Source organism: Thermithiobacillus plumbiphilus, from assembly GCF_038070005.1.
Classification (GTDB): Bacteria; Pseudomonadota; Gammaproteobacteria; order Acidithiobacillales; family Thermithiobacillaceae; genus JBBPCO01.
Genome location: NZ_JBBPCO010000001.1, coordinates 1 through 21538, shown reverse-complemented (window position 1 = coordinate 21538; position 21538 = coordinate 1). Strand labels below are relative to the sequence as shown.

The 21538-nt window shown below is 59.3% G+C and carries 23 protein-coding genes and 1 tRNA gene; 6 read left to right on the top strand and 18 right to left on the bottom strand.

Features of this window, described 5'->3' with window-relative positions; genetic code table 11:
• Positions 1–6 precede the first annotated feature (6 nt).
• Complete coding sequence (gene glyA / locus WOB96_RS00120) at positions 7–1251, bottom strand: serine hydroxymethyltransferase (protein ID WP_341369226.1); 1245 nt, start codon at positions 1249–1251, stop codon at positions 7–9.
• A 118-nt stretch (positions 1252–1369) separates the two neighbouring features.
• Between glyA and WOB96_RS00115 the strand changes: the two genes are divergently transcribed.
• The 4 genes from WOB96_RS00115 (at position 1370) to WOB96_RS00100 (ending at position 4963) form a co-directional block, all read left to right on the top strand.
• Entirely contained in the window at positions 1370–2956 is a 1587-nt protein-coding gene (locus WOB96_RS00115; protein WP_341369225.1) for an NFACT RNA binding domain-containing protein, read from the top strand.
• A 72-nt stretch (positions 2957–3028) separates the two neighbouring features.
• Complete coding sequence (locus WOB96_RS00110; protein WP_341369224.1) at positions 3029–4150, top strand: fatty acid desaturase; 1122 nt, start codon at positions 3029–3031, stop codon at positions 4148–4150.
• A 58-nt stretch (positions 4151–4208) separates the two neighbouring features.
• Positions 4209–4715: a retropepsin-like aspartic protease gene (locus WOB96_RS00105; protein WP_341369223.1), complete on the top strand. Its 507-nt coding sequence runs from the start codon at positions 4209–4211 to the stop codon at positions 4713–4715.
• Positions 4716–4717: 2 nt separating this feature from the next.
• Positions 4718–4963, top strand: a complete 246-nt coding sequence (locus tag WOB96_RS00100) for a FitA-like ribbon-helix-helix domain-containing protein (protein ID WP_341369222.1) — start codon at positions 4718–4720, stop codon at positions 4961–4963.
• A 19-nt stretch (positions 4964–4982) separates the two neighbouring features.
• Here WOB96_RS00100 and WOB96_RS00095 read toward each other — a convergent pair whose 3' ends face one another.
• Together WOB96_RS00095 and WOB96_RS00090 are read right to left on the bottom strand one after the other, a co-directional pair.
• Entirely contained in the window at positions 4983–5222 is a 240-nt protein-coding gene (locus WOB96_RS00095; RefSeq protein WP_341369221.1) for a type II toxin-antitoxin system Phd/YefM family antitoxin, read from the bottom strand.
• Positions 5223–5373: 151 nt separating this feature from the next.
• Entirely contained in the window at positions 5374–5688 is a 315-nt protein-coding gene (locus WOB96_RS00090) for a HigA family addiction module antitoxin (RefSeq protein WP_341369220.1), read from the bottom strand.
• A gap of 138 nt (positions 5689–5826) precedes the next feature.
• On the opposite strand from WOB96_RS00090, the gene WOB96_RS00085 reads away from it, so the two are divergent.
• Positions 5827–6777 carry an IS5 family transposase gene (locus WOB96_RS00085; protein ID WP_341369219.1) on the top strand — a complete coding sequence of 317 codons (951 nt, stop codon included), beginning with the start codon at positions 5827–5829 and terminating at the stop codon, positions 6775–6777.
• A gap of 187 nt (positions 6778–6964) precedes the next feature.
• Here the strand turns inward: WOB96_RS00085 and WOB96_RS00080 are convergent, their stop codons facing one another.
• The 8 genes from WOB96_RS00080 to rnr all read right to left on the bottom strand — a co-directional run bounded on the left by WOB96_RS00080 (position 6965) and on the right by rnr (position 16602).
• A complete protein-coding gene (locus WOB96_RS00080) occupies positions 6965–7894 on the bottom strand; it encodes a hypothetical protein (RefSeq protein WP_341369218.1) in 930 nt (309 codons plus the stop codon).
• 153 nt (positions 7895–8047) lie between these two features.
• Positions 8048–9175, bottom strand: coding sequence for an HNH endonuclease family protein (locus WOB96_RS00075; RefSeq protein WP_341369217.1), 1128 nt, complete (start codon positions 9173–9175; stop codon positions 8048–8050).
• Positions 9172–10287, bottom strand: coding sequence for an adenine-specific methyltransferase EcoRI family protein (locus WOB96_RS00070; RefSeq protein ID WP_341369216.1), 1116 nt, complete (start codon positions 10285–10287; stop codon positions 9172–9174). Before WOB96_RS00070 ends, WOB96_RS00075 begins: the two co-directional genes overlap by 4 nt.
• 343 nt (positions 10288–10630) lie before the next feature.
• Complete coding sequence (locus WOB96_RS00065) at positions 10631–11542, bottom strand: Kiwa anti-phage protein KwaB-like domain-containing protein (RefSeq protein WP_341369215.1); 912 nt, start codon at positions 11540–11542, stop codon at positions 10631–10633.
• Positions 11543–12332: 790 nt separating this feature from the next.
• Positions 12333–13085: a 23S rRNA (guanosine(2251)-2'-O)-methyltransferase RlmB gene (gene rlmB / locus WOB96_RS00060; protein WP_341369214.1), complete on the bottom strand. Its 753-nt coding sequence runs from the start codon at positions 13083–13085 to the stop codon at positions 12333–12335.
• The gene (locus WOB96_RS00055; RefSeq protein ID WP_341369213.1) at positions 13082–13585 is read right to left on the bottom strand and encodes a hypothetical protein; all 504 of its coding nucleotides are present in this window, start codon (positions 13583–13585) and stop codon (positions 13082–13084) included. The genes rlmB and WOB96_RS00055 overlap by 4 nt, the downstream gene beginning before the upstream one ends.
• The gene (locus tag WOB96_RS00050; protein WP_341369212.1) at positions 13585–14268 is read right to left on the bottom strand and encodes a YiaD family glycine zipper/OmpA-like lipoprotein; all 684 of its coding nucleotides are present in this window, start codon (positions 14266–14268) and stop codon (positions 13585–13587) included. Before WOB96_RS00050 ends, WOB96_RS00055 begins: the two co-directional genes overlap by 1 nt.
• 81 nt (positions 14269–14349) lie before the next feature.
• Positions 14350–16602 carry a ribonuclease R gene (rnr, locus tag WOB96_RS00045; RefSeq protein WP_341369211.1) on the bottom strand — a complete coding sequence of 751 codons (2253 nt, stop codon included), beginning with the start codon at positions 16600–16602 and terminating at the stop codon, positions 14350–14352.
• 40 nt (positions 16603–16642) lie between these two features.
• Here rnr and WOB96_RS00040 point away from each other — a divergent pair.
• Positions 16643–16729 (top strand) — tRNA-Leu (locus WOB96_RS00040).
• Positions 16730–16905: 176 nt separating this feature from the next.
• On the opposite strand, the gene WOB96_RS00035 is transcribed toward WOB96_RS00040, so the two are convergent.
• The 7 genes from WOB96_RS00035 to WOB96_RS00005 all read right to left on the bottom strand — a co-directional run.
• A complete protein-coding gene (locus tag WOB96_RS00035) occupies positions 16906–17199 on the bottom strand; it encodes an EscU/YscU/HrcU family type III secretion system export apparatus switch protein (protein ID WP_341369210.1) in 294 nt (97 codons plus the stop codon).
• Positions 17183–18337, bottom strand: a complete 1155-nt coding sequence (gene fliK / locus WOB96_RS00030; RefSeq protein WP_341369209.1) for a flagellar hook-length control protein FliK — start codon at positions 18335–18337, stop codon at positions 17183–17185. Before fliK ends, WOB96_RS00035 begins: the two co-directional genes overlap by 17 nt.
• A gap of 4 nt (positions 18338–18341) precedes the next feature.
• A complete protein-coding gene (locus WOB96_RS00025; RefSeq protein ID WP_341369208.1) occupies positions 18342–18764 on the bottom strand; it encodes a DUF2802 domain-containing protein in 423 nt (140 codons plus the stop codon).
• A 77-nt stretch (positions 18765–18841) separates the two neighbouring features.
• Entirely contained in the window at positions 18842–19294 is a 453-nt protein-coding gene (locus WOB96_RS00020) for a chemotaxis protein CheW (RefSeq protein ID WP_341369207.1), read from the bottom strand.
• A gap of 48 nt (positions 19295–19342) precedes the next feature.
• A complete protein-coding gene (gene motD / locus WOB96_RS00015; protein WP_341369206.1) occupies positions 19343–20149 on the bottom strand; it encodes a flagellar motor protein MotD in 807 nt (268 codons plus the stop codon).
• 9 nt (positions 20150–20158) lie between these two features.
• Positions 20159–20899 (bottom strand): flagellar motor protein, encoded by a 741-nt coding sequence (locus WOB96_RS00010; protein WP_341369205.1) that lies wholly within the window; start codon positions 20897–20899, stop codon positions 20159–20161.
• 2 nt (positions 20900–20901) lie between these two features.
• Positions 20902–21538, bottom strand: a 637-nt coding sequence (locus WOB96_RS00005; protein ID WP_341369204.1) for a chemotaxis protein CheB, incomplete at its 5' end; no start/stop codon positions are given.

The following is a 21538-nucleotide window of genomic DNA, read 5'->3' as shown; positions in this document are numbered from 1 at the left end:
GGCGGCTCAGCCGTAGACCGGGAAGCGGTGGCAGGTCTCGACCACCTCGCCGGCCACGCGCTCGGCCGCGCCACTGTCCTCGGGCGCGTCCAGCACGTCGGCGATCCAGTTGGCCAGCCGGTGCATCTCGGCGTTACCAAAGCCACGCGTGGTCACCGCCGGGGTGCCGATGCGGATGCCGCTGGTCACGAAGGGCGAGCGGGTATCGAATGGCACGCCGTTCTTGTTGACGGTGATGTGCGCGCGACCCAGCGCCGCCTCGGCATCCTTGCCGGTCAGGCGCTCGCCGAGATTCACGAGGAAGAGATGGTTGTCGGTGCCGCCCGAGACGATGCGATAACCGCGTTTGGCCATGCCTTCGGCGAGTGTCTGGGCGTTGTCGATGACCTGCCCTTGATAGTCCTTGAATTCTGGGGTCAGGGCCTCGGCGAAGGCCACGGCCTTGCCGGCGATCACGTGCATCAGTGGCCCGCCCTGGATGCCGGGGAAGATCAGGCTGTTGACCGCCTTGGCGTACTGCTCGCGGCACAGGATGATGCCACCGCGCGGCCCGCGCAGGGTCTTGTGGGTGGTGCTGGTGACGAAATCGGCGTGCGGCACCGGGCTGGGGTGCAGGCCAGCGGCCACGAGCCCCGCGATGTGCGCCATGTCCACCATGAGATAGGCGCCGATCGAGCGGGCGATCTCGCCGATGCGTTCAAAGTCGATGATGCGCGAATAGGCGCTGGCGCCGGCCACGATCATCTTCGGCTTTTCGCGCTCGGCCACTTCGGCCATGGCGTCGTAGTCGATGCGCTCGTCCTCGGCGGATACGCCATAGGCCACGACCTCGAAGAGCTTGCCGGAGAGATTCACCGGCGCACCGTGGGTCAGGTGGCCGCCGTGGGCGAGATTCATGCCCATGATCTTGTCGCCGGGCTTCAGCACGGACAGATAAACCGCCTGATTGGCCTGCGAGCCGGAATGCGGCTGCACATTGGCGTGCTCGGCGCCAAAGAGCTCCTTGGCGCGATCAATGGCGAGCTGCTCAACCACGTCCACGTATTCGCAACCACCATAGTAGCGCTTGCCAGGATAGCCTTCGGCGTATTTGTTGGTCAGCACCGAACCCTGCGCTGCCATCACCCGGGGGCTGGTGAAATTCTCGGAGGCGATCAGCTCGATGTGATCTTCCTGGCGATTGCGTTCGCCTTCCATTGCCGCCCAGAGGGCCGAATCAAAATCCGCTATCTGCATATCCCTGGAAAACATGTGCGACCTCTCCACAGCGGTCTTTGGCGCTGTGCTATGATGGGTGGACCAAAACCGGAAAATCCCTCAAATTACGTGAAACCCTGAAAAACCGCAAGCCTGCCCACGAACCGTGAATATGCCTCCGAAAACCCGACCTGGCCTGGCCCGACTGAACATGGACGCACTGCAATTGCGGGCTGCCAGCCGTTGCCTGCAGGATGCACTTGCCGGCAGCAAGCTCAGCGGCCTCTGGGCCCTACCGGCGGGTCTGGTGCTGGATTTCGGTGGGCGTTTCCTGCGGCTACAGATCCAGAAAGCCCCGCTCGGGCTCTGGCTGGAGAGCGATGCCATGCCCGCCGACAGCCACCCCTTCGCGGGGCTCGCGCGCAGCCAGTTGCAGGGCATGTTTCTGGTCGGCATCGAGGCGCCCTTTGCCGATCGCATCCTGCGCCTGGTCTTCGAGCGCCGGCATCTGACCGGGCGCGCGGAACGGCGGGCATTGGTGGCCGAATGGCTGGGCAGCCGCGGCAATCTGATCCTGTGTGATGAAGCGGATCAGATGCGCTTTGCCTGGCGCTGGGATGACCTCCTGGCGGCCGAGGCGCGCGTCCTGCCGCAGCAGGGCTACCGCCCGCCGGCGCGATTCAGTGAGGACGCGCTCTGGTATCTGGCGCCGCGTCATCGCCAGCATGTCCGGCCTGATGATGAGCAGCAAGTGCGGATGGATGCGGAAGCCGCCCAGCGATGCTGCGCGCCCTGGCGCCGGCTGGAACGCGAGGACCAGCAGATCCTATATCCCATCCTGTTACCCGGCTGGGAACACCAGGGCAACGCAGACTTTACCCGCGCCTGGAGCACCCTGGTCGAACAGGAAGCCGGTACGGGTCTTGAGACCGCCCAGCTCGATAGCCTGCGCCAGCGTCTTGGCAACGCCCTCAAGCGCGAGCGGGAAACCCTGACCCGGGTGCAGGCGGATCTGGCGCGGCTCAGCGATCCGGACCTGTACCGGCGCTGGGGCCAGGCGCTCTACACCCTGCCCGACGCCATTCCCAATACCGCACAAATCGAGGCGCTCGATTATCATGCCGAACCGCCGGAGTCGATGCAGATTCCGGTGCAGGCCGGGCGCGGGCTGCATGAGCAGGCGGAACACTACTTTCAGATGGCGCGTCGCGCCGAGCGCGGGGCGGCACAGGCCCAGGCACGGCTGGAGACCCTTCAGGCGCGGGTGCAGGCACTGGATGGCTTGAATGATGCGCTGACGAAAGGCCAAGCAGGCCCGGATACCCTGACCGCCGAACTTGATGCCCTCTACCCGGCGGTCGCTGGCAAGGCCGCCCGGAACAGGTCCCGGCAGGCCGAAACCGCTGCCGAGCCCCTGCGCCTGCAAATGCAGGGCTATGAGGTCCTGGTCGGGCGCAGTGCGCAACAGAACGATCTGCTCACCTTCAAGCTGGCCCGCCCCTGGGATGTCTGGCTGCACGTGCAGGATCTGGCGGGCGCGCATGTCGTCATCCGCATGCCCAAGCAGGAGAAACGCCCGCCCGATGGCGTGCTGGCCCAGGCCGCCGCGCTGGCGGTGCGCTACAGCCCCCGGGCCGGCCAAGCCGCCGAGGTGGACTGGACCCAGGCGCGCTTTGTCACGCGCAAGCCAGGCGGCGGACCCGGCCAGGTGCTCTATCGCCAGTTCAAGACCTGGCACGTCAAGCTCGACCGCGACTGAATGCTACCCGCCCCTTGCGCTTTGGCGGGATCTATCTAATTATATAGAGGTCCTTTTATCTATGGATCTCTCATGAATCACACCCTGCGCGCCCTGCAAGACATCAAACTCCAGACCGTACGCGAAAGCATCTCGCCTGCATGTTATCAACGATCACATGCCAAGGCTCTACTCTGGTACGGCTTTGATCTCGCCCTTTATCTCGCCGCCATGACTGGCGTGTTCCTCAGCGACTCGCCAGTCTTGAAGCTTTTCTTTGGCCTGCTGGCCGGCTGCGCGGTGGCCTTCATGTTCGTCTGGGCACACGATGCCGCCCATGGCAGCCTGTTTCAGAACAAGCGCGTGGCGGAAGTGCTCGGCACGATATTCATGCTGCCCTCGCTCAACATGTACCGGCTCTGGGCGCTCGGGCACAACAAGGTGCATCACGGCTTCACTTCGTTCAGCCCGGTGGACTGGATCTGGCGCCCCTTGACCCCGGCCGAGTACGCCGCAAAAGGCTGGTGGCAGCGCGCCCTATATCGCCTGGAGCGCACCCCCTATTTCTGCGCCCTGCACTACATCCTGCGCGTCTGGTGGCCGGGCATGGTGCGCTTTCGTCCGGATGAACAGCACAAGGATCGGCACATGTTCACGCTCAACAAGCTGATCACGCTGGCCTTTGCGCTCGGCTTCGGTGCTATCCTCTATGCATTTGGCGGCGGAATCTGGGGCCTGATCGCGGGGCTTTTTCTGCCCTGGCTGGTGTTCAACTATTTCATCGCGCTATTTGTGTTTCTGCACCACACCCACCCCGACATCCCCTTCTTTGATCAGCGCAAGGAGTGGAGCAATACCATCGGGCAGCTTTACTGCAGCACGGTGGTGCGCTGCTCGCGCATCAGCGAACTGCTGATTCACAACATCATGACTCACACGCCGCACCATGTGGACGCCCGCATCCCCTTCTATCACCTGAAGCGCGCCCATGCCGACCTGAAAGCGAGCTATGGCGAGTTCATTCATGAATACCGCTTTCGCTGGTCGACGGTGCGGGGGATCTTCAGGCAGTGCAAGCTGTATGACTTCGAAAATCAGGTCTGGCATGACTTCCGGCAGGCCAGACAACTATTGGCCGTTGCGGGGAGCATGCAGCCGGAAACCCGAAACGCATCATGCACATCCACTCTTGGTGAGGCGCGAATTTCCGGCTGAAACGCTATCATCCGGTGAAATACCGTGCCTGGGCGCGGAATAATCACCGGGAGGATACATGCGAAACGCTATCTGGCTGGTCCTGGCTGCATTGCTGGCGGGCTGTGGCAACAATACCCCTGCCCGCGTCAGCGCACCGCCTGATCCTGCCAAGGGCGAGATCCACTTCGAGTGGGCCGGTCCCAGTGAGACCGTCATGCTGGTGCCGGTCCATATCAATGGCCAAGGGCCATTCAAATTCGTGCTGGATACCGGCGCCACCCTGACCTGCGTGAACGAGGAACTGAGAAACAGGCTATCCCTGCCGAGCCTGCCAGGGCGCATCGGCATGGGCGCCGGCGTGGGCATGGTGGGCCAGATCAGCCTGATCAAGATCGAGTCCTTGAGGGTCGGCAAGGCCAGTGCCGAGGACATGGCGGCCTGTGCACTGGACCTTTCGCATGTGCAGCGCCTGGGGGTGAAGGTGGACGGCCTGCTCGGACTGAATTTCCTGCGCCCCTTCCGGGTCGGGATTGATTTTCAGCGTGAGGTGCTGAGTTTGAGCAGGTCGGAGAGTACGGAATAATCATGCCCAGGACACTCACATTGAAGAATATTCCGGATGAACTCTACTGTCGGCTTAAGATCGCGGCGGAAATGCACCGTCGCAGCCTCAACAGTGAGGCCATTGTCTGCCTTGAGAATGTGCTCACGCCTACCAGGATCGCTGCCAGCGAACGCCTTGCGCGTGCGCGCCAGTTACGAGCCGAACTGAGTGCCGGACAGTTTCAGGCGCAAGATATCGACTCCCTGAAAAGACAAGGGCGTACGTGATAGTGGTTGGCCTTTGAATTCAGTTGCGCACTCCATTGCGTCCGCTGGAATGATTGGACATACCCTCTTTGATGGACTCGCGCATACCGGGCACGGACAGCAAATACAGTGTTTCCTGGATGGACTGCCAATCCTCTGCCGAAAGAAGAACGGCACTGCTGCGTTTCCCTATGATGTAAATCGGCTGGTGTGATTCTGCCACCTGATCAATGAGGCGGTAAAGATTGGCTCTGGCTTCGCTTACGTTGAGCGTCTTCATTGTAGACCTCCGATGAAACCATGGTGGTACGTACTTACGTATATAGCGTCAATCAGCCTTCAGAGTGGCATGATAGATGATGATAGCCGGGAAACGGCGGAGGATAGCGTGAACGAAGCGCAGCCTAGTGGATGTCGGCATGGTGGGCTAATTAAGCGGCATTCAGTGGTTTGATGCGGGCCACATCATCCTTTATTGCCTCCGCAGCGTCCCACAAATCCACAGCCATCTGCCCGTTAAGCCAGAATTCAGGTGTGTTACCAAACAGGCGCCCCAACCGGATTGCCATCTCCGGACTCATACCGCGGCGCTCTCGTAGCAACTCATCTAGGTCATCCAACCGCGTAGCCAAATCCACGTACTCCAGCTTAGGCGTAGCCCGTTTGGCAACATCCGCTGAAAATCGCTTGGCCTCGCCCGTGGCATACAGCTCCTGAGTGCGTCGATCCGCGAACGTCTTGATCATACGTCAAGCGTAGCGGGTTGACACCTGCTGAACAACCAGATAGGCCTATTTTTATCAATCACAACTTTTAGGGAGACTCTGAAAAACTCCCCCAATAGTGGATAATGTCGTCATTGGCCAGTGTGAGGTAGGAGCCCCATGAATCAGCTGAGTTTTGCCGAAGCCGAGTACCAGAGCAAGAGGCGCCGGACCCGCCGCGAGGTGTTTCTGGCGCGGATGGAGCAGCTGATTCCCTGGGCCGCGCTGGAAGCCCAGATCGCACACCACTATCCCCAGGGACGTCAGGGCCGGCCACCGTACCGCTTGTCCGCCATGCTCCGGGTGCACTGTCTGCAGCTCTTTTACAATCTCAGCGATCCGGCCATGGAAGATGCCCTGTACGAGATTGCCTCCATGCGCCACTTCGCCGGGCTGCGCCTGTCGGATCCCTTGCCCGATGAGACCACCATCCTCAACTTCCGGCATTTCCTGGAGCGCCATGGCCTGGGCCAGGCCGTGTTTGCCGCGGTGAACCAGCATCTGGCGCAGCACGGTCTGATCCTGCGCGAGGGCAGCATCCTGGATGCCAGCATCATTGCCGCACCCAGTTCCACCAAGAACCAGTCTGGCCAGCGCGATCCCGAGATGCACCAGACCAGAAAGGGCAATCAGTGGCACTTCGGCATGAAGCTGCACATCGGGGTGGATGACACCCTGGGGCTCGTGCATAGCCTCCACACCACGCCTGCCAACGTCCATGATCTCACGGTGGCGGACAAGCTATTGCATGGCAAAGAGCAGCGCGCCTTCACGGATGCCGGCTACCGGGGAATCGAGCGCCGCCCCGAGCATCGTGACCGCGCCCTGGCCTGGTACATTGCCCGACGCCCTGGCGAGCGCAGCAGGCTCGATGCCGAGCAGCGTCAGGTCGAGCGCATCAAGGCCAGTATCCGCGCCAAGGTGGAGCATCCGTTCAGGTACATCAAGGGGGTATTTGGCTATGACAAGGTCCGCTATCGCGGTCTGGCCAGGAACACCCACCGGCTGTACTGGCTGGCAGCCTTTGCCAACCTGTTGATCGGCAGTAGATACCTGTTACCGCAGGATTAGTGCGTCCAGATTCCGCCAAACAGGCGGAAATCGGGCAACAAACAGACAGATAAACCGGAAAACTCGACTGAATTCCCGGAATTCGGACCAGTACCGGGTCCAACGCCCGAAGTCAGCAATTGTTCAGAGGTTCCTTAGGTGTGGTGCGCGGCTCTTTAAATCCAGACTGCCGCACTATACATGATTTTTATATCAGAGCTATAGCAACTCGGACTAAGCAGAAGCCTAAAAATAGTGGTGCATAAAAAATTGCATATGCTCGCAAAGTGTATAGATTTGCGTGCATACCGTAGTCGATTATCACCTTGCTCGCAATAGATAACGCGTCTACGGTCATTTTTCCTTCACCACTTATTGCAAGGGATATTTGTTTGGAAAATTCATTTGGAGTTAAAAATGCTGGGGCTGATTTGAAGTAATCAGTGTAAAGCGCGACTGCATTGGCAACAAAATCTCTTCTCTCGATACTGTTTTCTGGTGTGTTTTTGCTGAGGCTTAGCAGTGCTTGCAGCTTTGCATCATGTTTTAATAGCCGAACTGCATCAATAATGAGTAGAATTGAAAGAGATCCAACAACTAGCCAAAAAACTGAGAGACCTTGAATTATTGCTTTTCTTCGCGGATCCTTTAGTTCATCCCTGTATTGAACCTTCGGGATTTCCTTTATTCGCCCATTGATAGTTGGGGAGAAAGGAGCGCTAGTTGTAACTTCAAAGGATATTTTATCGCCGGGGTTCAGCAGGTCCCATATGATCATGATACTCTGACCAATGACTTTTGTCTCAGACTGCTTTGAGGTCGTTTGAATAATTCTTGCGCCAGAGTTTGGTGTCAGCGTTATCGGATTGTATATGAAATCCTTTGTTAAGGCTTTCTTGCCACTATTTTCAAGTGTAAACTTACTTCGGTAAATGGCGTCGACCTTCTGGTTGTTGTATAGGATAGTAACCTTATTGGCACCTTCTGACTTACTTACTAGGTTTGACTCGCTTTTCTTTGTGAGGCTTAAGGCAAATTCTTCTTGTGTCGCAAACAACTGAAGAAAAGCAATTGCTCCGCCGATCGTCGCAGTAATGCCGATTATTCTGTAGGTACTTTTGATGATAAGCTTGATCATTAGCGTGCACTAATAAGATGAGAGCAAGAGTCCTAACGCCTGCGCCAGCAGCGATTTGTTAGGTCCCTCCTTTTTTGCCAATTAGGCTGCCTTTCCCGCCCTGCCCTGATGCATGCCTCCGGCTAAAAGCTCAAGGTTAGCGCACGACACAGGTCACAGATCGCTCTTGTCGCGATTACAAGGAATGCAAAGCATTTGGCAGTTTTCCGCTACGGTTTTGCCGCCCTTGGACCAGGGAGTGATGTGGTCACCATTCATTTCCCCGATCTCAAAGACACGATGGCCGTCGTCGTTGCCCGGTGTTTTGCATTTGGTCCCGCTGGCGCATAATCCATTTTGTACCTCGAAGGCAGCACGTTTCATGTTGTCGTCGAACTGCCGGATACTCAGGTGTCGCGCTTCGCCAGTGAGTACGTAAGTGTAGATGCCCTTTTTCTTGGTCACATCTGGATCGCGCATCAACGCGGCGATTCGTTTCTCTAGCGCGGCCGGGTCGTACTGCTCATCCTTGAATTTGTCGTAGAGCGGCCCCCACTCGACACCTTTCATCTCTTTGCGGTAGGTCGTGAATATTAGCTGTGCCCACTCAATGACGTTCCGGAAGTAAGTCCAAAGCTCGTTGGCAGTGGGATCGTGTTGATGGTCGGACATGTAGTGCTCGATCTTGCCACCAGATTTCCACTTGAGTGCCGTCTCCAGAAGCTCCTGACGGATTGGGGAGCCGGGAACATACTTGTTAGCCAGACCGTAGGCTGCCCCGTTGGGCTTGCTGAAAATCGCCTTGGCGTGAGTCAGCCAAGGGCCGGTATAGACGGCATTGCGCAACTCCTGATCAGTAAGCTTCTCTCCAGCTATGTTGATTGTTCGGAACCAGTCGAGTTTCTCAGTATCGTTACCCTCACAGACGTAGACCATCAGGTCGTAGTCGAGGATAGTTTCCTTCTGTGGCTGTGTAAGATTATGGAAAGCCATCGGGTGGCCACCGATCATGATCGAGAAATCGCCAACAACATACTGACAGAACGAGATCGTCCGTTGCTGGCCATCTAAAACCTCGTAGGTGCCGTCCTCGTTAAGGGCCCAGTACATGACGTTGAGCGGAAATCCCCTGCGGATCGTATCCAGGACTGCTCCCCTTTTCTTCTCATCATAGACAAACTCTCGCTGGTACTTGGGCCTGATGTTGAGCTTGCCTTTGTAACCGGAGACGCCCTGTTCGTCGTTGTCAACGAAGCCTGCGGCAACGTCGCGGACGGTCACCTTCTTTAGCGCGATTTTCACGATTTGTCTCCGATATTTTTAATGACAACACGCTGGTAAACGCCTCGGTGCTTCCCACTACCGATAGGGATAAAAAACTTTCCCGTCCCGCCAACAACCCGGCCAGAGGCGCTGGTGTAGTCCTCCTTCGCCGCATACCGCGACATGGGCTCAGCCAGTTCGATACTTTGACCGATTATTTGAAATTGCTCAGGACTGTACTTATCCAGAAACGTGATGGGGACACCCATTTCACCATCGTAGTCCATCGGGATCTCCGAAACTTTCGAAACCTCGATTGCCGGGTAATTCGTATAGGTCGGGTACTCTTGGGGGGAGTAACGCTTATACAAGGTCAATGGCTCGTGGCGCCTGCTGTGATCGAGATTTGTGAACCAGTAGGCTCGCCCAAGGCTGAAGTATTTCACGCCGTTGACAATCTTCTTGCGCGATTCTGTCTTTATCTCGTAGTCATCGGGCACTCGGAACCACTTAATACCGCCATTGTTATAGCCAAACCATAGTTTGTTGGCCTGTATTTCTCGAAAGATCTCGCGATACGTCACGAAATTTTGATCACCAAGCACGAGAAAATGTTTATTGTGCTCGAGGAGCATTGGTATGAAGGACCGAATCAGACTCCATGGTGGGTTCGTTACGACTATGTCAGCCTCATCCAGTAGAGCGACACACTCCGGGCTACGGAAGTCACCATCACCTTCCAGTGCAGTGACCGCGTTTGAGTCGTGGCGCAGGAGGTGCTCGACGTCGAGCAGATCAATTGCGCCATCAGCATTAAGATCTGGGACTTCGGAGATCTCGACCTTATAAACGTCACGCACGGGTCGAATAGCCCGCAGTCCCTCGACATCGAAGAGAGGCAGCTGCTTGCCGGTGATCGGCGAACCTGCATAACTGGTTGAAATGAGCTTCTTCAGACCGAGGTGATCGAAATTAATGGCGAAGTACTTGAAGAAGTTGCTCTCGAACGGGTCGTCGCAGTTGCACAGCACGACCTTGTCTTTGAATTGGGCCCGGTAGTGCCGCAGTTCGTCTTCTATATCAGTAAGCTGAGTATAGAACTCATCTGCCGAGTTCCGATTTCTCGCGCTAAGCGCCTCGTTAAGTGCCATTCGTGATAAGTCCTTCCTCGTCCGCAGTTAAATCAAGACTATGGGTGGGGCCGACAACTCGCGGCCAGAATTGAATTAAGAGAAAGAACTTTACTGCAACTCGATCCCCCTTCCCATTTCGCCTGTGTTTGTATCACGATTCATCGGCCGCTAGGCACACGGAAGCCACAAGGGGCCTAACAGGGCGCAAGTTGTGCGGCACCCGCGAATGCAATGAGCGGCGTAGGCGCGAGCGCAGGGTGACGCTGAGCGTAACCGGCCCACCAAAGCGGGGTGACTGTAGCGCGCCAAAAGCCGCACAGCTTTTGTGGATCCGAGTTGGCGCTTTTGTTAGATGGGTACTTCAAACAGCCTCGGCATCTGGAACATCATAAATATTTTCAGTAACTTCGCTTAAGAGACGGTGGTCAAGAAGAACCTGCATCACGACTCGAGCTGTATTTCCGCATAGAACTATTTTTTCGTTTTGGTCGAAGTTTATACCCCAATTACGCGCATCACTAACGTCCTTAACCTTTTTAGGAAATCCAGGGACTGTGTATAACGCCTTCTGTTGTATCACAGTCATGCGCCTAAGCTGAATAGCGTTTTGTCCCACGTACTTCCTGAGAGGTGCAACATCACTAAATAATTCCAAAAAATGAGGATCAACCGTTAATTCTTCAAAACTCCTACTGTACGCCTTCTTATCGGAAACCGTGCTTTCATAAGCCCGCTTTGAAGCAACAAATATGGTTTCGTTTAAGCAATAAAAATCAAAGTATTCGTCAAATGTGAACGATTCATTGGGAACGGCCGAAAGCTCACCGTTAAGAAATATGGCGTTTATCATCTTGTTTCTGACTGCTGGCTTCCATGTCGGCGCAGTTTTCCTAACTGCATAAACCGTTCGCCCTCTCGACTGAAACTTAACAAGGTAGCCAATAGCCCCCTTCAATTGCTGAAGACTAGCATCCGTGTTTTCTGCTTCTGGAGCATCGACCACTTGCAGCAAAGCAATAAGCCCTTCGCTTTCTTCCAATGAATGCTCCAAGCAACTATTTTCATTATTCTGAGACAGATGGCTATAAGCAATATTTTCGGTGATTCTCGAAACTTCGGAATTAGCGGATTTGCGAAACAAAGACTCAACCTGTGCGTCCGTTCTAACGTGCCAGGCCTGAAACTTTGCGGGTTTTTTGCTTTTTTTGAACACCCATAGTTGAACAGTGGCGTTGTCGTAATCAAATTGGCGCCATTCATTAAAGTTTGTCATTCCTGTCTTTCCCCCATGCTTATGTAACTACCCTGGACCTCTTGGCATAGATATTTACCAGGGACTGGATCTAACCTGCTGAGCAGCTTGATTATCCTCTTGTGCCCATTGATCTGTGCTTCTGCTTCATGCAAATTCCAACCGAGAAGCAAAAGCATCGGATTCATTATGATATAGCCAGATCGATAGGTAATCAGAAAAAGCCATAGCAAGAAAACGACCAACCCCGCTATTTTTCCGGCAGAACCATAGTCCACCCCCATAAACGACACGATGTAGGGAAAGCTATAACTGATCAATTCGCTCTGAATGGGCTTCGATGCTGCTATCGTGACTGGATACTTGTAGCGCAGAGCGCGCAATACATAAATTGTTAATAGAAGGCATGCCAGTGTAAGCGAGATTCCGAGCAAGGAAATATATGGGTGGTTACTACTCGGCAAAACGCAATCACGAAAGCTCCAACAGAAGTCAAACCCCCAATATTCCTGTTTAATGTCTTGCAACGCCAAAATGACGGCAAGCGGAAAGTAGGACCCCAAGAAGACAAGGAATGCCGGTACTAATCGAAACTGCATAAGGTGTCCCCGATTTCGCCCCTAACGGGGCGCGAGTTGTGCGGCATCCGCAAAGGCGATGAGCGGTGTACACTCGAACGCCGGTTAGTCCGCATGAGTGCAGGGCAACCTTGCGCACCGATCCCTTGTTCCAAATCCAGACCCCCGAAGACCACTGTAACTTGGCCTTCTATATAGCCCAACAACTTTGATTCAGCAATCTCCCGACACCCCTACCCCTTGCCCGCCTGCTGGCGCTGGCGCAGGGTTTCAAAGAGCGCGATACCCGTGGCAACGGACACATTGAGGCTGCCACAGCCGGGGTGCATGGGGATGCTGGCAAGGGCGTCGCAGTGCTCGCGCGTAAGCCGTCGCAGGCCCTGGCCCTCGGCCCCAGCGACGATGGCCAGGGGGCCGCGCAGGTCCTGCTGGTAGAGGGAGCCTTCGGCCTCGCCGGCAAGGCCCACGACCCAGATGCCGCGATCGCGGATCTCTTCGAGGGTGCGCGCAAGATTGGTGACGTAGACGATGGGCAGGCGCGAGGCCGCACCACTGGCGACCTTGCGCACCGTGGCGTTGATGGGGCAGGCACGGTCCTTGGGCAGGATCACGCCCTGCACCCCGGCGGCCTCGGCGCTGCGCAGGCAGGCGCCGACATTATGCGGGTCCTGCAGACCGTCGAGCAGCAGGAGAAAGGGCGGCACGGACTGGGCATCGACCCGCTCCCAGAGCTGATCGAGGTTCCATTGCTGCATGGCCTTGAGCTGGCCTGCCACGCCCTGATGGCGGGCGCCGGGGAACTGGCGGTCCAGTTGTTCGCGGCTTTTCTGTTCGACGGGAATGCCGGCCTGATTGGCGAGCGCCAGCAGGGTTTCCAGCTTGCGGTCATCGCGGCCGCTGGATACGCGCAGGAGCCTTATTTCACCGGATTCCAGCGCGGCTTCCACTGCATGGATGCCAAAAATCCATTCTCCGGGGTTGCTCATGCGGGGCTTTCCTTGTTTTCGGCGCAGGTGATTACATCGGGATCGTCGCGCAGTTCCGGATCGATCCAGGGCAGGCCGATGCGCGCGAAGGCGGTCTGTTCGTCGGGCGCTGGCGGTTCATCCCAGCCCGGCCGCTGGCGCAGTTGCTGGACGAAGGCTTTGGGGCCGGTATGGGCGATCTGGGCGTAGCCCAGGCTGTCACGCGGGCTGCGATAGAACTTGAGGATTTCGCCGGAGTTCAGGCGCACCAATCGCTCACTGGGCTGGACTCCAGCGACATCCGGCAGGCTGGATAACAGGATCCGCCAGTCCGGCTCGCGGCCACTGCCAAGATCCAGCAGGAATTCCAGGCGTTCGACCGGATCGATGCCACGGCGCAATGGGCCGGTGCCCAACAAAATCAAGCCGCGGTCCGCAAAATGCTGCAGGACCGCGGCTTGCACGGAAATAGCGCGGGGGCGCCGAATGACCGGCGCCCCCTGTTCGGTGGGATCAATCATCAGGCCGTGGTGGGCTGAATCAGGATTTCCACGCGGCGGTTCAACTGGCGGCCAGCTTCGGTGCTGTTGGTGGCGATCGGGTTGGATTCGCCCATGCCCATGGCGCTCATACGGCTGGTATCCACGCCACGGCTGCCCAGATAGTTCATGACGGCCTGGGCGCGCTGCTGTGAAAGCTGCTGGTTGTAGCTTTCGGTACCGACGCTGTCGGTGTAGCCGGTGATGTTGACGCGGGATTCCGGATACTGGTTGAGCACGTCGGCCACGTCATTGAGTACCCGCTGGCCGTCACCCACGAGCTCGGCGGTGCCGAAGCGGAAGAAGGTGGTGCTGTTCAGGCGGACGTTCAGGGCGCGGCCCTGGTTCACGCGCTGCACGGCCACTTCATTGGCGGCGCGCTCGGAGGCCAGGCGATTTTCCAGTTCACGCTGCTGGTTGTCGAGATAGCGGCCATAGCCGGCACCCGCCAGCGCGCCCACGGCGGCGCCGATGGCGGCACCGGTGCGGGGATTGCCGGACTGGTTGCCGATCACGGCGCCTGCAATGCCGCCACCCAGGGTACCGATTGCGGCGCCACGCTGGGTATTCTCGTAACCGGGCGTGGTAGCGCAGCCAGCCAGACCGATGGTGCCGGCCATGAGAAGTACCAGCGCGGTCTTTCTATAGTTATTCTTTACGGACATTCAACACCTCCTGAAAGGGAACCAGTTTCAAATCTTACTGCAAAGAACGTGCTTTGATTCAATCCGTTTACTCGCGGCGGCCTAGGCTACCTGTTCCGCCAGTTCAAAATCAATCTTGACGTCATCGAGATTCACCTGCACGACGCGCACCTGCACGGTATCTCCGAGCTGGAAACGCCGCGCTGTGCGCTCGCCAACCAGCCGGTAACGCTCCGCCTGGAAGTGGAAGTAGTCGTTGCCCAGCGTGGAGATATGCACCAAGCCTTCTACGAAGACTTCCTGCAACTGCACGAAAAAGCCAAAGCCGGTGACGCCGGTGATGATGCCGGAGAACTCCTGGCCGACCTTGTCGAGCATGTATTCGCACTTGAGCCAGTTGGTGGCGTCGCGGGTGGCCTCATCGGCGCGGCGCTCGGTGCCGGAGCAGTGCATGCCGATTTCCTGCAGGCGCGTCTCGCTGTAGCCGGTATCGGCCTCTTCGCCGCCCTGGAGCAAGCTCTTGATAATGCGATGCACGATCAGATCAGGGTAGCGCCGGATCGGCGAGGTGTAATGGGTGTAGGCTGAATAGGCCAAACCAAAGTGGCCGGCGTTTTCCGGGCTGTAGACCGCCTGGGACAGGCTGCGCAGCACCACGGTCTGGAGCATGTTGAAGTCCTTGCGCCCGCGAATGGTCTCCAGCAGCTTGGCATAGTGCTTGGCGGCCACCTGCCCCTGCACCCGGAAGGGCACGGCCAGTTCGCGCATGAAGTTGCGCAGGTCCTCGAACTTGTCCGGCGGCGGGGCGTGATGCACGCGATACAGGGCCGGCACTTCCTGGATCTGGAAGAAGTTGGCGGCGCAGACATTGGCCGCCAGCATGCATTCTTCGATCACGCGGTGGGCATCATTGCGCTCGTAGGCGACGATGCGCTCGATGCGCTTGTCCTCACCGTAGATGATCTTGGTTTCCTGGGTATCGAAATCAATCGCGCCCCGCTTCTCACGGCCCTTGAGGAAGGTGTGGAAGAGATCATAGAGGGTATCGATCGGCTCCAGCAGGGCCGCATGCTGCTCGCGGGTGGCTGGGTCGCGTTCCTGGACCATGCGCGCCACGGTGGTATAGGTGAAGCGCTGGTGGGAGCGGATGACGGCATCGAAGAAGCGGAAGCGGCGGATCTGGCCGGTCGCGGTGATGAACATCTCGCAGGCCAGCGCCAGCCGATCGACGTGCGGATTCAGTGAGCACAGGCCGTTGGAAAGCGCTTCGGGCAGCATCGGAATGACGCGGTTGGGGAAATACACCGAGTTGCCGCGCTTGTAGGCCTCTTCGTCGAGCGCACTGCCCTCCTCGACATAGGCGACGACGTCGGCAATGGCGACGATCAGGCGGAAACCATTGCCCTGGCGCTCGGCATAGACGGCGTCATCGAAGTCGCGCGCATCCTCGCCATCGATGGTCACCAGCGGCAGCTCGCGCAGGTCCACCCGACCGGCCTTGGCCTCCTCGGGCACGCTCTCGGCATACTTGGCGGCTTCCTGCAGCACGGCCTCCGGCCATTCGTGGGGAAGGTCATACTTGCGGATCGCCACCTCGACCTCCATGCCCGGCGCCATGTGATCACCGAGCACCTCGATGACCCGCCCACGCGGCTGGGCGCCATCCTCGGGCTGCTGGGTGATCTCGATGGTGACGATCTGGCCATGCATGGCGTCGCCACGGTCACGGGACGGAATCAGGAATTCCTGGTTGATCCGCTTTTCCTCGGGAATGACGATGCTGACGTCATCTTCCAGAAAGAAGCGGCCAACCAAATGCTGGGTATTGCGCTCCAGCACGCGCACGATGGCGCCTTCGGAGCGTCCGCGGCGGTCGATGCCGACCACCCGCCCGAGCACCACGTCGCCATGCAGGACCTGGCGCATCTGCTTGGGCGAGAGGAAGAGGTCATCGCCGCCTTCCTCTGGGATCAGGAAGCCAAAGCCGTCATGGTGACCACTGACGCGGCCGCGGATGAGATCCATGCGCTCGGCGACGCCATAGGCCTGACGACGATTGCGCACGACCTGGCCATCGCGCTCCATGGCCCTGAGGCGGCGGCGCAGGGATTCGAGATCATCGCCCTCGATCTTCATGTCCTGGGCGATCTGCTCCAGGGTAGCCGGCGCATCTTGGGATTGCAGGTATTGCAGGATGAATTCACGGCTGGCGATGGGGCGCTCGTATTTTTCGGCTTCGCGGGCCAGCAGCGGATCGACTTCCGGCAGGGGCGCCGGGCGCTTGGCCGGCCGGCGACGGCGCGGCGAGCGGGAGCTGTCTGACCGGTTATTGTTCTGATCTTTTCCTCTGGGCATTGACAAGGGGCTCCTGTGCGGTTTATAAAGTGCTTTCAAAGCCGAGGTGGCGGAATTGGTAGACGCGCTAGCTTCAGGTGCTAGTGGGTTCACACCCGTGCTGGTTCGAGTCCAGTCCTCGGTACCAAATGCGAAAGCGGGTTATGGCATTCAGGCCGTAACCCGCTTTTTCTTGTTGGTGTTCGCATGTGTTTTGCATGCGGGCATTGTGTTCAGATTAGCGGGGCCCGTCAATGGGCAATCGCTGAGTTTGACTCTCCCAGCCCCGAAAATATCCCCTTTTCCCACGCAAAAGCCTTCAGATCAGGCCTCGTTCCCGCTTGCCGGGGAATCGCCCTCCCGTTCCAGGTGATGGATCCAGACCAGCAGTTCGGCAATGACCCGATAGAGCTGGGGCGGGATTTCCCGGTCCAGGTCGACCTGCATCAAGAGTCCCAGCAGCGCGGGCGACTCATGCACGAATACGCCGGCCTCGCGCGCGCGCTGAATGATCTGCTCGGCGGTGACGCCTCGCCCCTTGGCGATCACGCGGGGCGCGCCGTCATTGTCGCCATAGCGCAGGGCCACGGCGCTGGGGAGCTCAGGTGGCGTTTTCATGGGCCTCGATCCTCAGGCTGGTCAGGGACAGGTCGGCCGCTTCCAGGGCACGGCGCAGTTCTGTCTGTTGCGCGAGCAGGCCATGGACTGCTGGATCGGCCTGCACCTGCAGTGCGAGCTGCTGGTTCTGCAGCCGGATCTGGATGCAGATCTCGCCCAGCCGGGGCAGTTGCAGGCGCAGCGTGCTGTACCACATGGGCGCCTCCCCTGCCCCGGCCTGTGCATCCTGGTCTTCATCCTGCTCGCGATAGAGCTCCCATTGCATGTCCTGACCCGGCCAGACCGGGCCGGACCACTGCAGAGGTGCGTGATCGAGCAGGTTCAGTTGCTGCTGCATCAGGTCCGTCAGCAGGCGCCCACCCTTGTCGCTCACCCCCTGTATCGGGGAATGCTCATTGGCGGCGGCCGGCAGGTATGCCTGACGCAATTGTTCGGCCATGCGGGTTTCGGGCAATGCGGGATGTGTTCTGGCGGCTGTGGCAATGCCGGGGCTGGGGGGCAATTCGGCTGTGTCCGCCTGGGGAATCTGGCGCTGCTGATCCGTGGGAGTTGCCGCACCGGACATGGGTGAGGACAGGCCGCCCTGGGGTTCTGCCAACAGCCGTGCCAAAGGCAGGGCCCCAGTCGCCCAACCTGCCAGGTGGCTTTCATAGAAGAGCCCACTGCTGCCGAGGGCCTGTTGCAGGGCATTGGCGAGCTGGGGCGCGGCAGGCCGGCTGTTGTCAGTGAGCAGTGGCAGGCTGGAACGGATCTGCGCCATGACGGAGCCGGTGCTTTCGGGGCCAGGCTGCTGGCGAAGCTGGCTCAGGAAGCGGGCATCGGGGCTGAACTGCACCGGGGCGCTGCTTTCGCTCGGGCGGCTCAACAGCAATACCGGTCGAGGCCCGGCTTCGAGCACGACCAACCGCAAGGCCGTGCCGGGCGCGGGCTTGTCAGGCAGGGACATGGCAAAGGGCCTGCCCGCCAGGTTCACCAGCCAGGTGTCGTTGCGCAGGGCGGCAATGACCCGGCCGGTCAGCACCTCACCACGCTGGAAAGGAAAACTCTCCGGTCCGGCCGGATCAAGGGCCAGCTTTTGCAGGCCACCTGGCAGCGGCCCCTGAGGCAAGAGCCGGCCGAGCCAGACCGGGATCTTCATGCCATCAGGCCTGGCGGCGGTGCAACTTGATCAGGAGTTCGGCCTCGGCGCGGCTCAGGCCGCAGGTATCCACCAGCGCTTCAAGGCCATAGCCCTGCTGGATCAGCTCGATGGCGCGATCATAGGGCTGATCGGGCGAGGCCGCGGGCGGTGCAACCGGCGCTGCGGCAGGCTGGGCGACAAGAGGCTCCGGGGCTGCCAGCGGCGTTCCCAGTCGCTTTTCCATTTCATGCACGTCACGCTGTAGCTGCATGACCAGCTCCTGAGTTTCGAAGAGGGTGCCCTCCAGCCGGTGGAACTCGCGAGACCACACGTCATTGGCGTTTTCCGAACGCGACTGCGCCCGCAGGATGAGCCACTGCGCCACGATGATGACCAGCACCAGCGCGATCAGCAGATAGATGAGAATGGCGGGAACACTCAACAAGACAGAACCTCCTCGGCGCGATCACGCGCTGCAAGCTGCTTTTTTAGATGATTCTGGCAAAAGTGCAATGGCGCGGCTCAGATTTCGGACAGGAACTTGCTGAGATCCAGCAGGATCAGCAGGTCACCCCCGGTGCGCGCGACGCCATGGATGAACTGTACCCATTCGGCCTGGTCCAGGCTCGGCGCCTTTTCGATCTCACCACCTTCCAGGGTGACGACCTCGGCGACGCTGTCCACGACGATGCCGACCAGTTGCCGATCGAGATCCACCAGGATGATGCGGGTTTCCGGCGAGTCATCCACGGTCGGCAGGTTGAAGCGCGAGCGGGTGTTGACGATGGGCACGACGTTGCCGCGCAGGTTGATCACGCCAAGAATGTAATGCGGCGCGCCGGGCACGGGCGTGATGTCGGTCATGCGGATGATTTCCTGCACCTGGAGCACCTTGATGCCATAACGCTCCTGGTCCATCTGGAATGTGACCCACTTGCTCTGGTTTTCTGTCTGTTTCTCGATGGCGGCTTCCATGATTTCCTCCCTGTCGCCGCAGCCGGATCGGCCAACGGCGAATATTAGCTATTTGGAATGATGCGCTTCGCCGGGCTCGGGCACTTCCATGATCGGCGTCTGACCGATGGTGCGATGCCTGCCCGGCGCCAGTACGGCAATGCTGACGCGGCGGTTCCTGGCGCGATTGGCCTCGGTATCATTGGGCGCCACCGGCCGGAATTCCCCATAGCCCGCGGCCACCATGCGTTGCGGCGCGATGCCACGGGTCGCCAGCAGGCGCACCACGCTGCCCGCCCGGGCGCCACTGAGCTCCCAGTTGGACGGATAAAGGGCGTTGTGGATGGGCTGGTCGTCGGTGAAACCCTCCACCTGGATGGCGTATTGCAGAGGCACCAGCACGCTGGCGATGCGTTCGAGCAGTGGCAGGGCCTCGGGATTGATGCTGGCCTGGCCGGAGGGAAAGAGAATGCTGGCGTTGATGTCGACCACCACGCCGCGGGCATTGCTGTGCACCGTAACCTTGCCTTCCTTGATCAGCGGCGCGAGCGCCTTGCGCATGGCCGCGGCCAACCGCGCCATTTCCTCGGTGGGCTGGGTTGGGCTTTCCAGCAACGGGACCGGGCTTTTGACCACCAGATTCTCGCTGGAATTGCTGTGCGCCTGACTGCCGACCTGAATCGGCTGCAGGGAACGGGCGGGTTCCCGGAAGGCGGCAACCAGCGATTCGCTCAGGACCCGGTACTTGCCCTCGTTCACGGAAGACAGGGCGTACATCACCACGAAAAATGCAAACAGCAGGGTGATGAAGTCGGCGTAGGACACCAGCCAACGCTCGTGATTCTCGTGTTCCTCATGTCGTTTTCTGCGCGCCATGCTGATTCCCTAGGTGACATAGCTCTGCAGCTTGCTCTCGATCAGGCGCGGATTCTCGCCCTCGGCAATGGCGCCCAGCCCCTGGATCAGCATCTCCTTCAAGATACTCTGATGGTGCACGATGCCCTTGAGTTTGTTGGCGATGGGCAGAAACAGGAGATTGGCCGAACCCACGCCATAGATGGTGGCCACGAAGGCGACCGCGATGCCGCTGCCCAGCTTGGAGGGGTCGGCGAGGTTTTCCATGACGTGGATGAGCCCGAGCACAGCGCCGAGAATGCCGATGGTGGGGGCGTAACCGCCGGCGGATTCATAGACCTTGGCGGCCTGCAGGTCGTGATGCTCGCGGGCCTCCAGCTCCACTTCCAGGACATTGCGCAGCTTGTCTGGCTCGGCGCCGTCCACCAGCATCTGCAGACCTTTTCGGGTGAAGGGGTCGTCGATGTGTTCCAGCGCCGGCTCCAGGGCCAGCAGGCCGCCCTTGCGCGCGGTATTGCTCCAGTCGATGACCTGCCCGATCAGCTCGGACGGGGCATGATAAGGCGGCTTGAAGATCCAGGACAGCATCTTCAGGGAACGCATGAATACCGGCAACGGAAACTGCAGCATGCAGGCACCCAGCGTGCCGCCGATGACGATGATGAATGCCGTCAGTTGCAGGATGGAGCCGACATGCCCGCCTTCCAGCGCCTGTCCGCCGAGGATGGCAAGCAGGGCGATGAGGATGCCGGCGATGCTGAGGATATCCATCCTCAGATCTCCTCGCGGAGCCGCTCGGGCAGCTCGGCCAGCGCTACCACGCGCTGGCTGAGCCCGGCATCGACGATGGCCTTGGGCATGCCGTAGATCACGCAGCTTTCCTCATCCTGGGTCCAGATGCTGGCGCCGGCGGCAGACAGCCGGCGCGCGCCCTCGCGGCCATCGGCGCCCATGCCGGTCAGTACCACGGCGAGCACGCCGGCGCCATAGATCTCGGCAGCACTGGTGAAGGTAATGTCCACGCTCGGCTTGTAGATCTGGACGGGCGTGGCCTCCTGCAGGCGGATTTTCACTTCGCTGCCCTGGCGTTCGAGCAGCATCTGCCTGCCACCCGGCGCGAGATAGACGCGTCCCGGCTCAAGCCGGTCGCCGCTGGCGGCCTCGCAGACCGAGAGCTTTGAGCTCTGGTCGAGGCGCTGGGCAAAGGTGCCGGTGAAGGCCGCTGGCATGTGCTGGATCAGCAGCACCGGGACCGGCAGATTGCCGGGCAGGCGGGTAATGACCTCCTGCAGGGCCTTGGGCCCGCCGGTGGAGGTGCCGATGGCCAGCAGACGGTAGGGCTGCACCCGATTGCGGCGTGGGGCAAGCGGCGTCTGCGGAGCGGCTGGCGCCGGGGAGGGCTTCTGGATA

Bases quoted from the DNA above. Each gene is read 5' to 3' on its own strand.
- WOB96_RS00090 (WP_341369220.1), bottom strand. From the start codon at position 5,688: ATGATCAAGACGTTCGCGGATCGACGCACTCAGGAGCTGTATGCCACG.
- WOB96_RS00055 (WP_341369213.1), bottom strand. From the start codon at position 13,585: ATGATTGATCCCACCGAACAGGGGGCGCCGGTCATTCGGCGCCCCCGC.
- WOB96_RS00095 (WP_341369221.1), bottom strand. From the start codon at position 5,222: ATGAAGACGCTCAACGTAAGCGAAGCCAGAGCCAATCTTTACCGCCTC.
- fliK (WP_341369209.1), bottom strand. From the start codon at position 18,337: ATGAAGATCCCGGTCTGGCTCGGCCGGCTCTTGCCTCAGGGGCCGCTG.
- motD (WP_341369206.1), bottom strand. From the start codon at position 20,149: ATGGCGCGCAGAAAACGACATGAGGAACACGAGAATCACGAGCGTTGG.
- WOB96_RS00110 (WP_341369224.1), top strand. From the start codon at position 3,029: ATGAATCACACCCTGCGCGCCCTGCAAGACATCAAACTCCAGACCGTA.
- WOB96_RS00020 (WP_341369207.1), bottom strand. From the start codon at position 19,294: ATGGAAGCCGCCATCGAGAAACAGACAGAAAACCAGAGCAAGTGGGTC.
- WOB96_RS00050 (WP_341369212.1), bottom strand. From the start codon at position 14,268: ATGTCCGTAAAGAATAACTATAGAAAGACCGCGCTGGTACTTCTCATG.
- WOB96_RS00080 (WP_341369218.1), bottom strand. From the start codon at position 7,894: ATGATCAAGCTTATCATCAAAAGTACCTACAGAATAATCGGCATTACT.
- WOB96_RS00085 (WP_341369219.1), top strand. From the start codon at position 5,827: ATGAATCAGCTGAGTTTTGCCGAAGCCGAGTACCAGAGCAAGAGGCGC.
- WOB96_RS00070 (WP_341369216.1), bottom strand. From the start codon at position 10,287: ATGGCACTTAACGAGGCGCTTAGCGCGAGAAATCGGAACTCGGCAGAT.
- WOB96_RS00035 (WP_341369210.1), bottom strand. From the start codon at position 17,199: ATGAAAACGCCACCTGAGCTCCCCAGCGCCGTGGCCCTGCGCTATGGC.
- WOB96_RS00065 (WP_341369215.1), bottom strand. From the start codon at position 11,542: ATGACAAACTTTAATGAATGGCGCCAATTTGATTACGACAACGCCACT.
- rlmB (WP_341369214.1), bottom strand. From the start codon at position 13,085: ATGAGCAACCCCGGAGAATGGATTTTTGGCATCCATGCAGTGGAAGCC.
- WOB96_RS00100 (WP_341369222.1), top strand. From the start codon at position 4,718: ATGCCCAGGACACTCACATTGAAGAATATTCCGGATGAACTCTACTGT.
- glyA (WP_341369226.1), bottom strand. From the start codon at position 1,251: ATGTTTTCCAGGGATATGCAGATAGCGGATTTTGATTCGGCCCTCTGG.
- WOB96_RS00010 (WP_341369205.1), bottom strand. From the start codon at position 20,899: ATGGATATCCTCAGCATCGCCGGCATCCTCATCGCCCTGCTTGCCATC.
- WOB96_RS00105 (WP_341369223.1), top strand. From the start codon at position 4,209: ATGCGAAACGCTATCTGGCTGGTCCTGGCTGCATTGCTGGCGGGCTGT.
- WOB96_RS00115 (WP_341369225.1), top strand. From the start codon at position 1,370: ATGCCTCCGAAAACCCGACCTGGCCTGGCCCGACTGAACATGGACGCA.
- rnr (WP_341369211.1), bottom strand. From the start codon at position 16,602: ATGCCCAGAGGAAAAGATCAGAACAATAACCGGTCAGACAGCTCCCGC.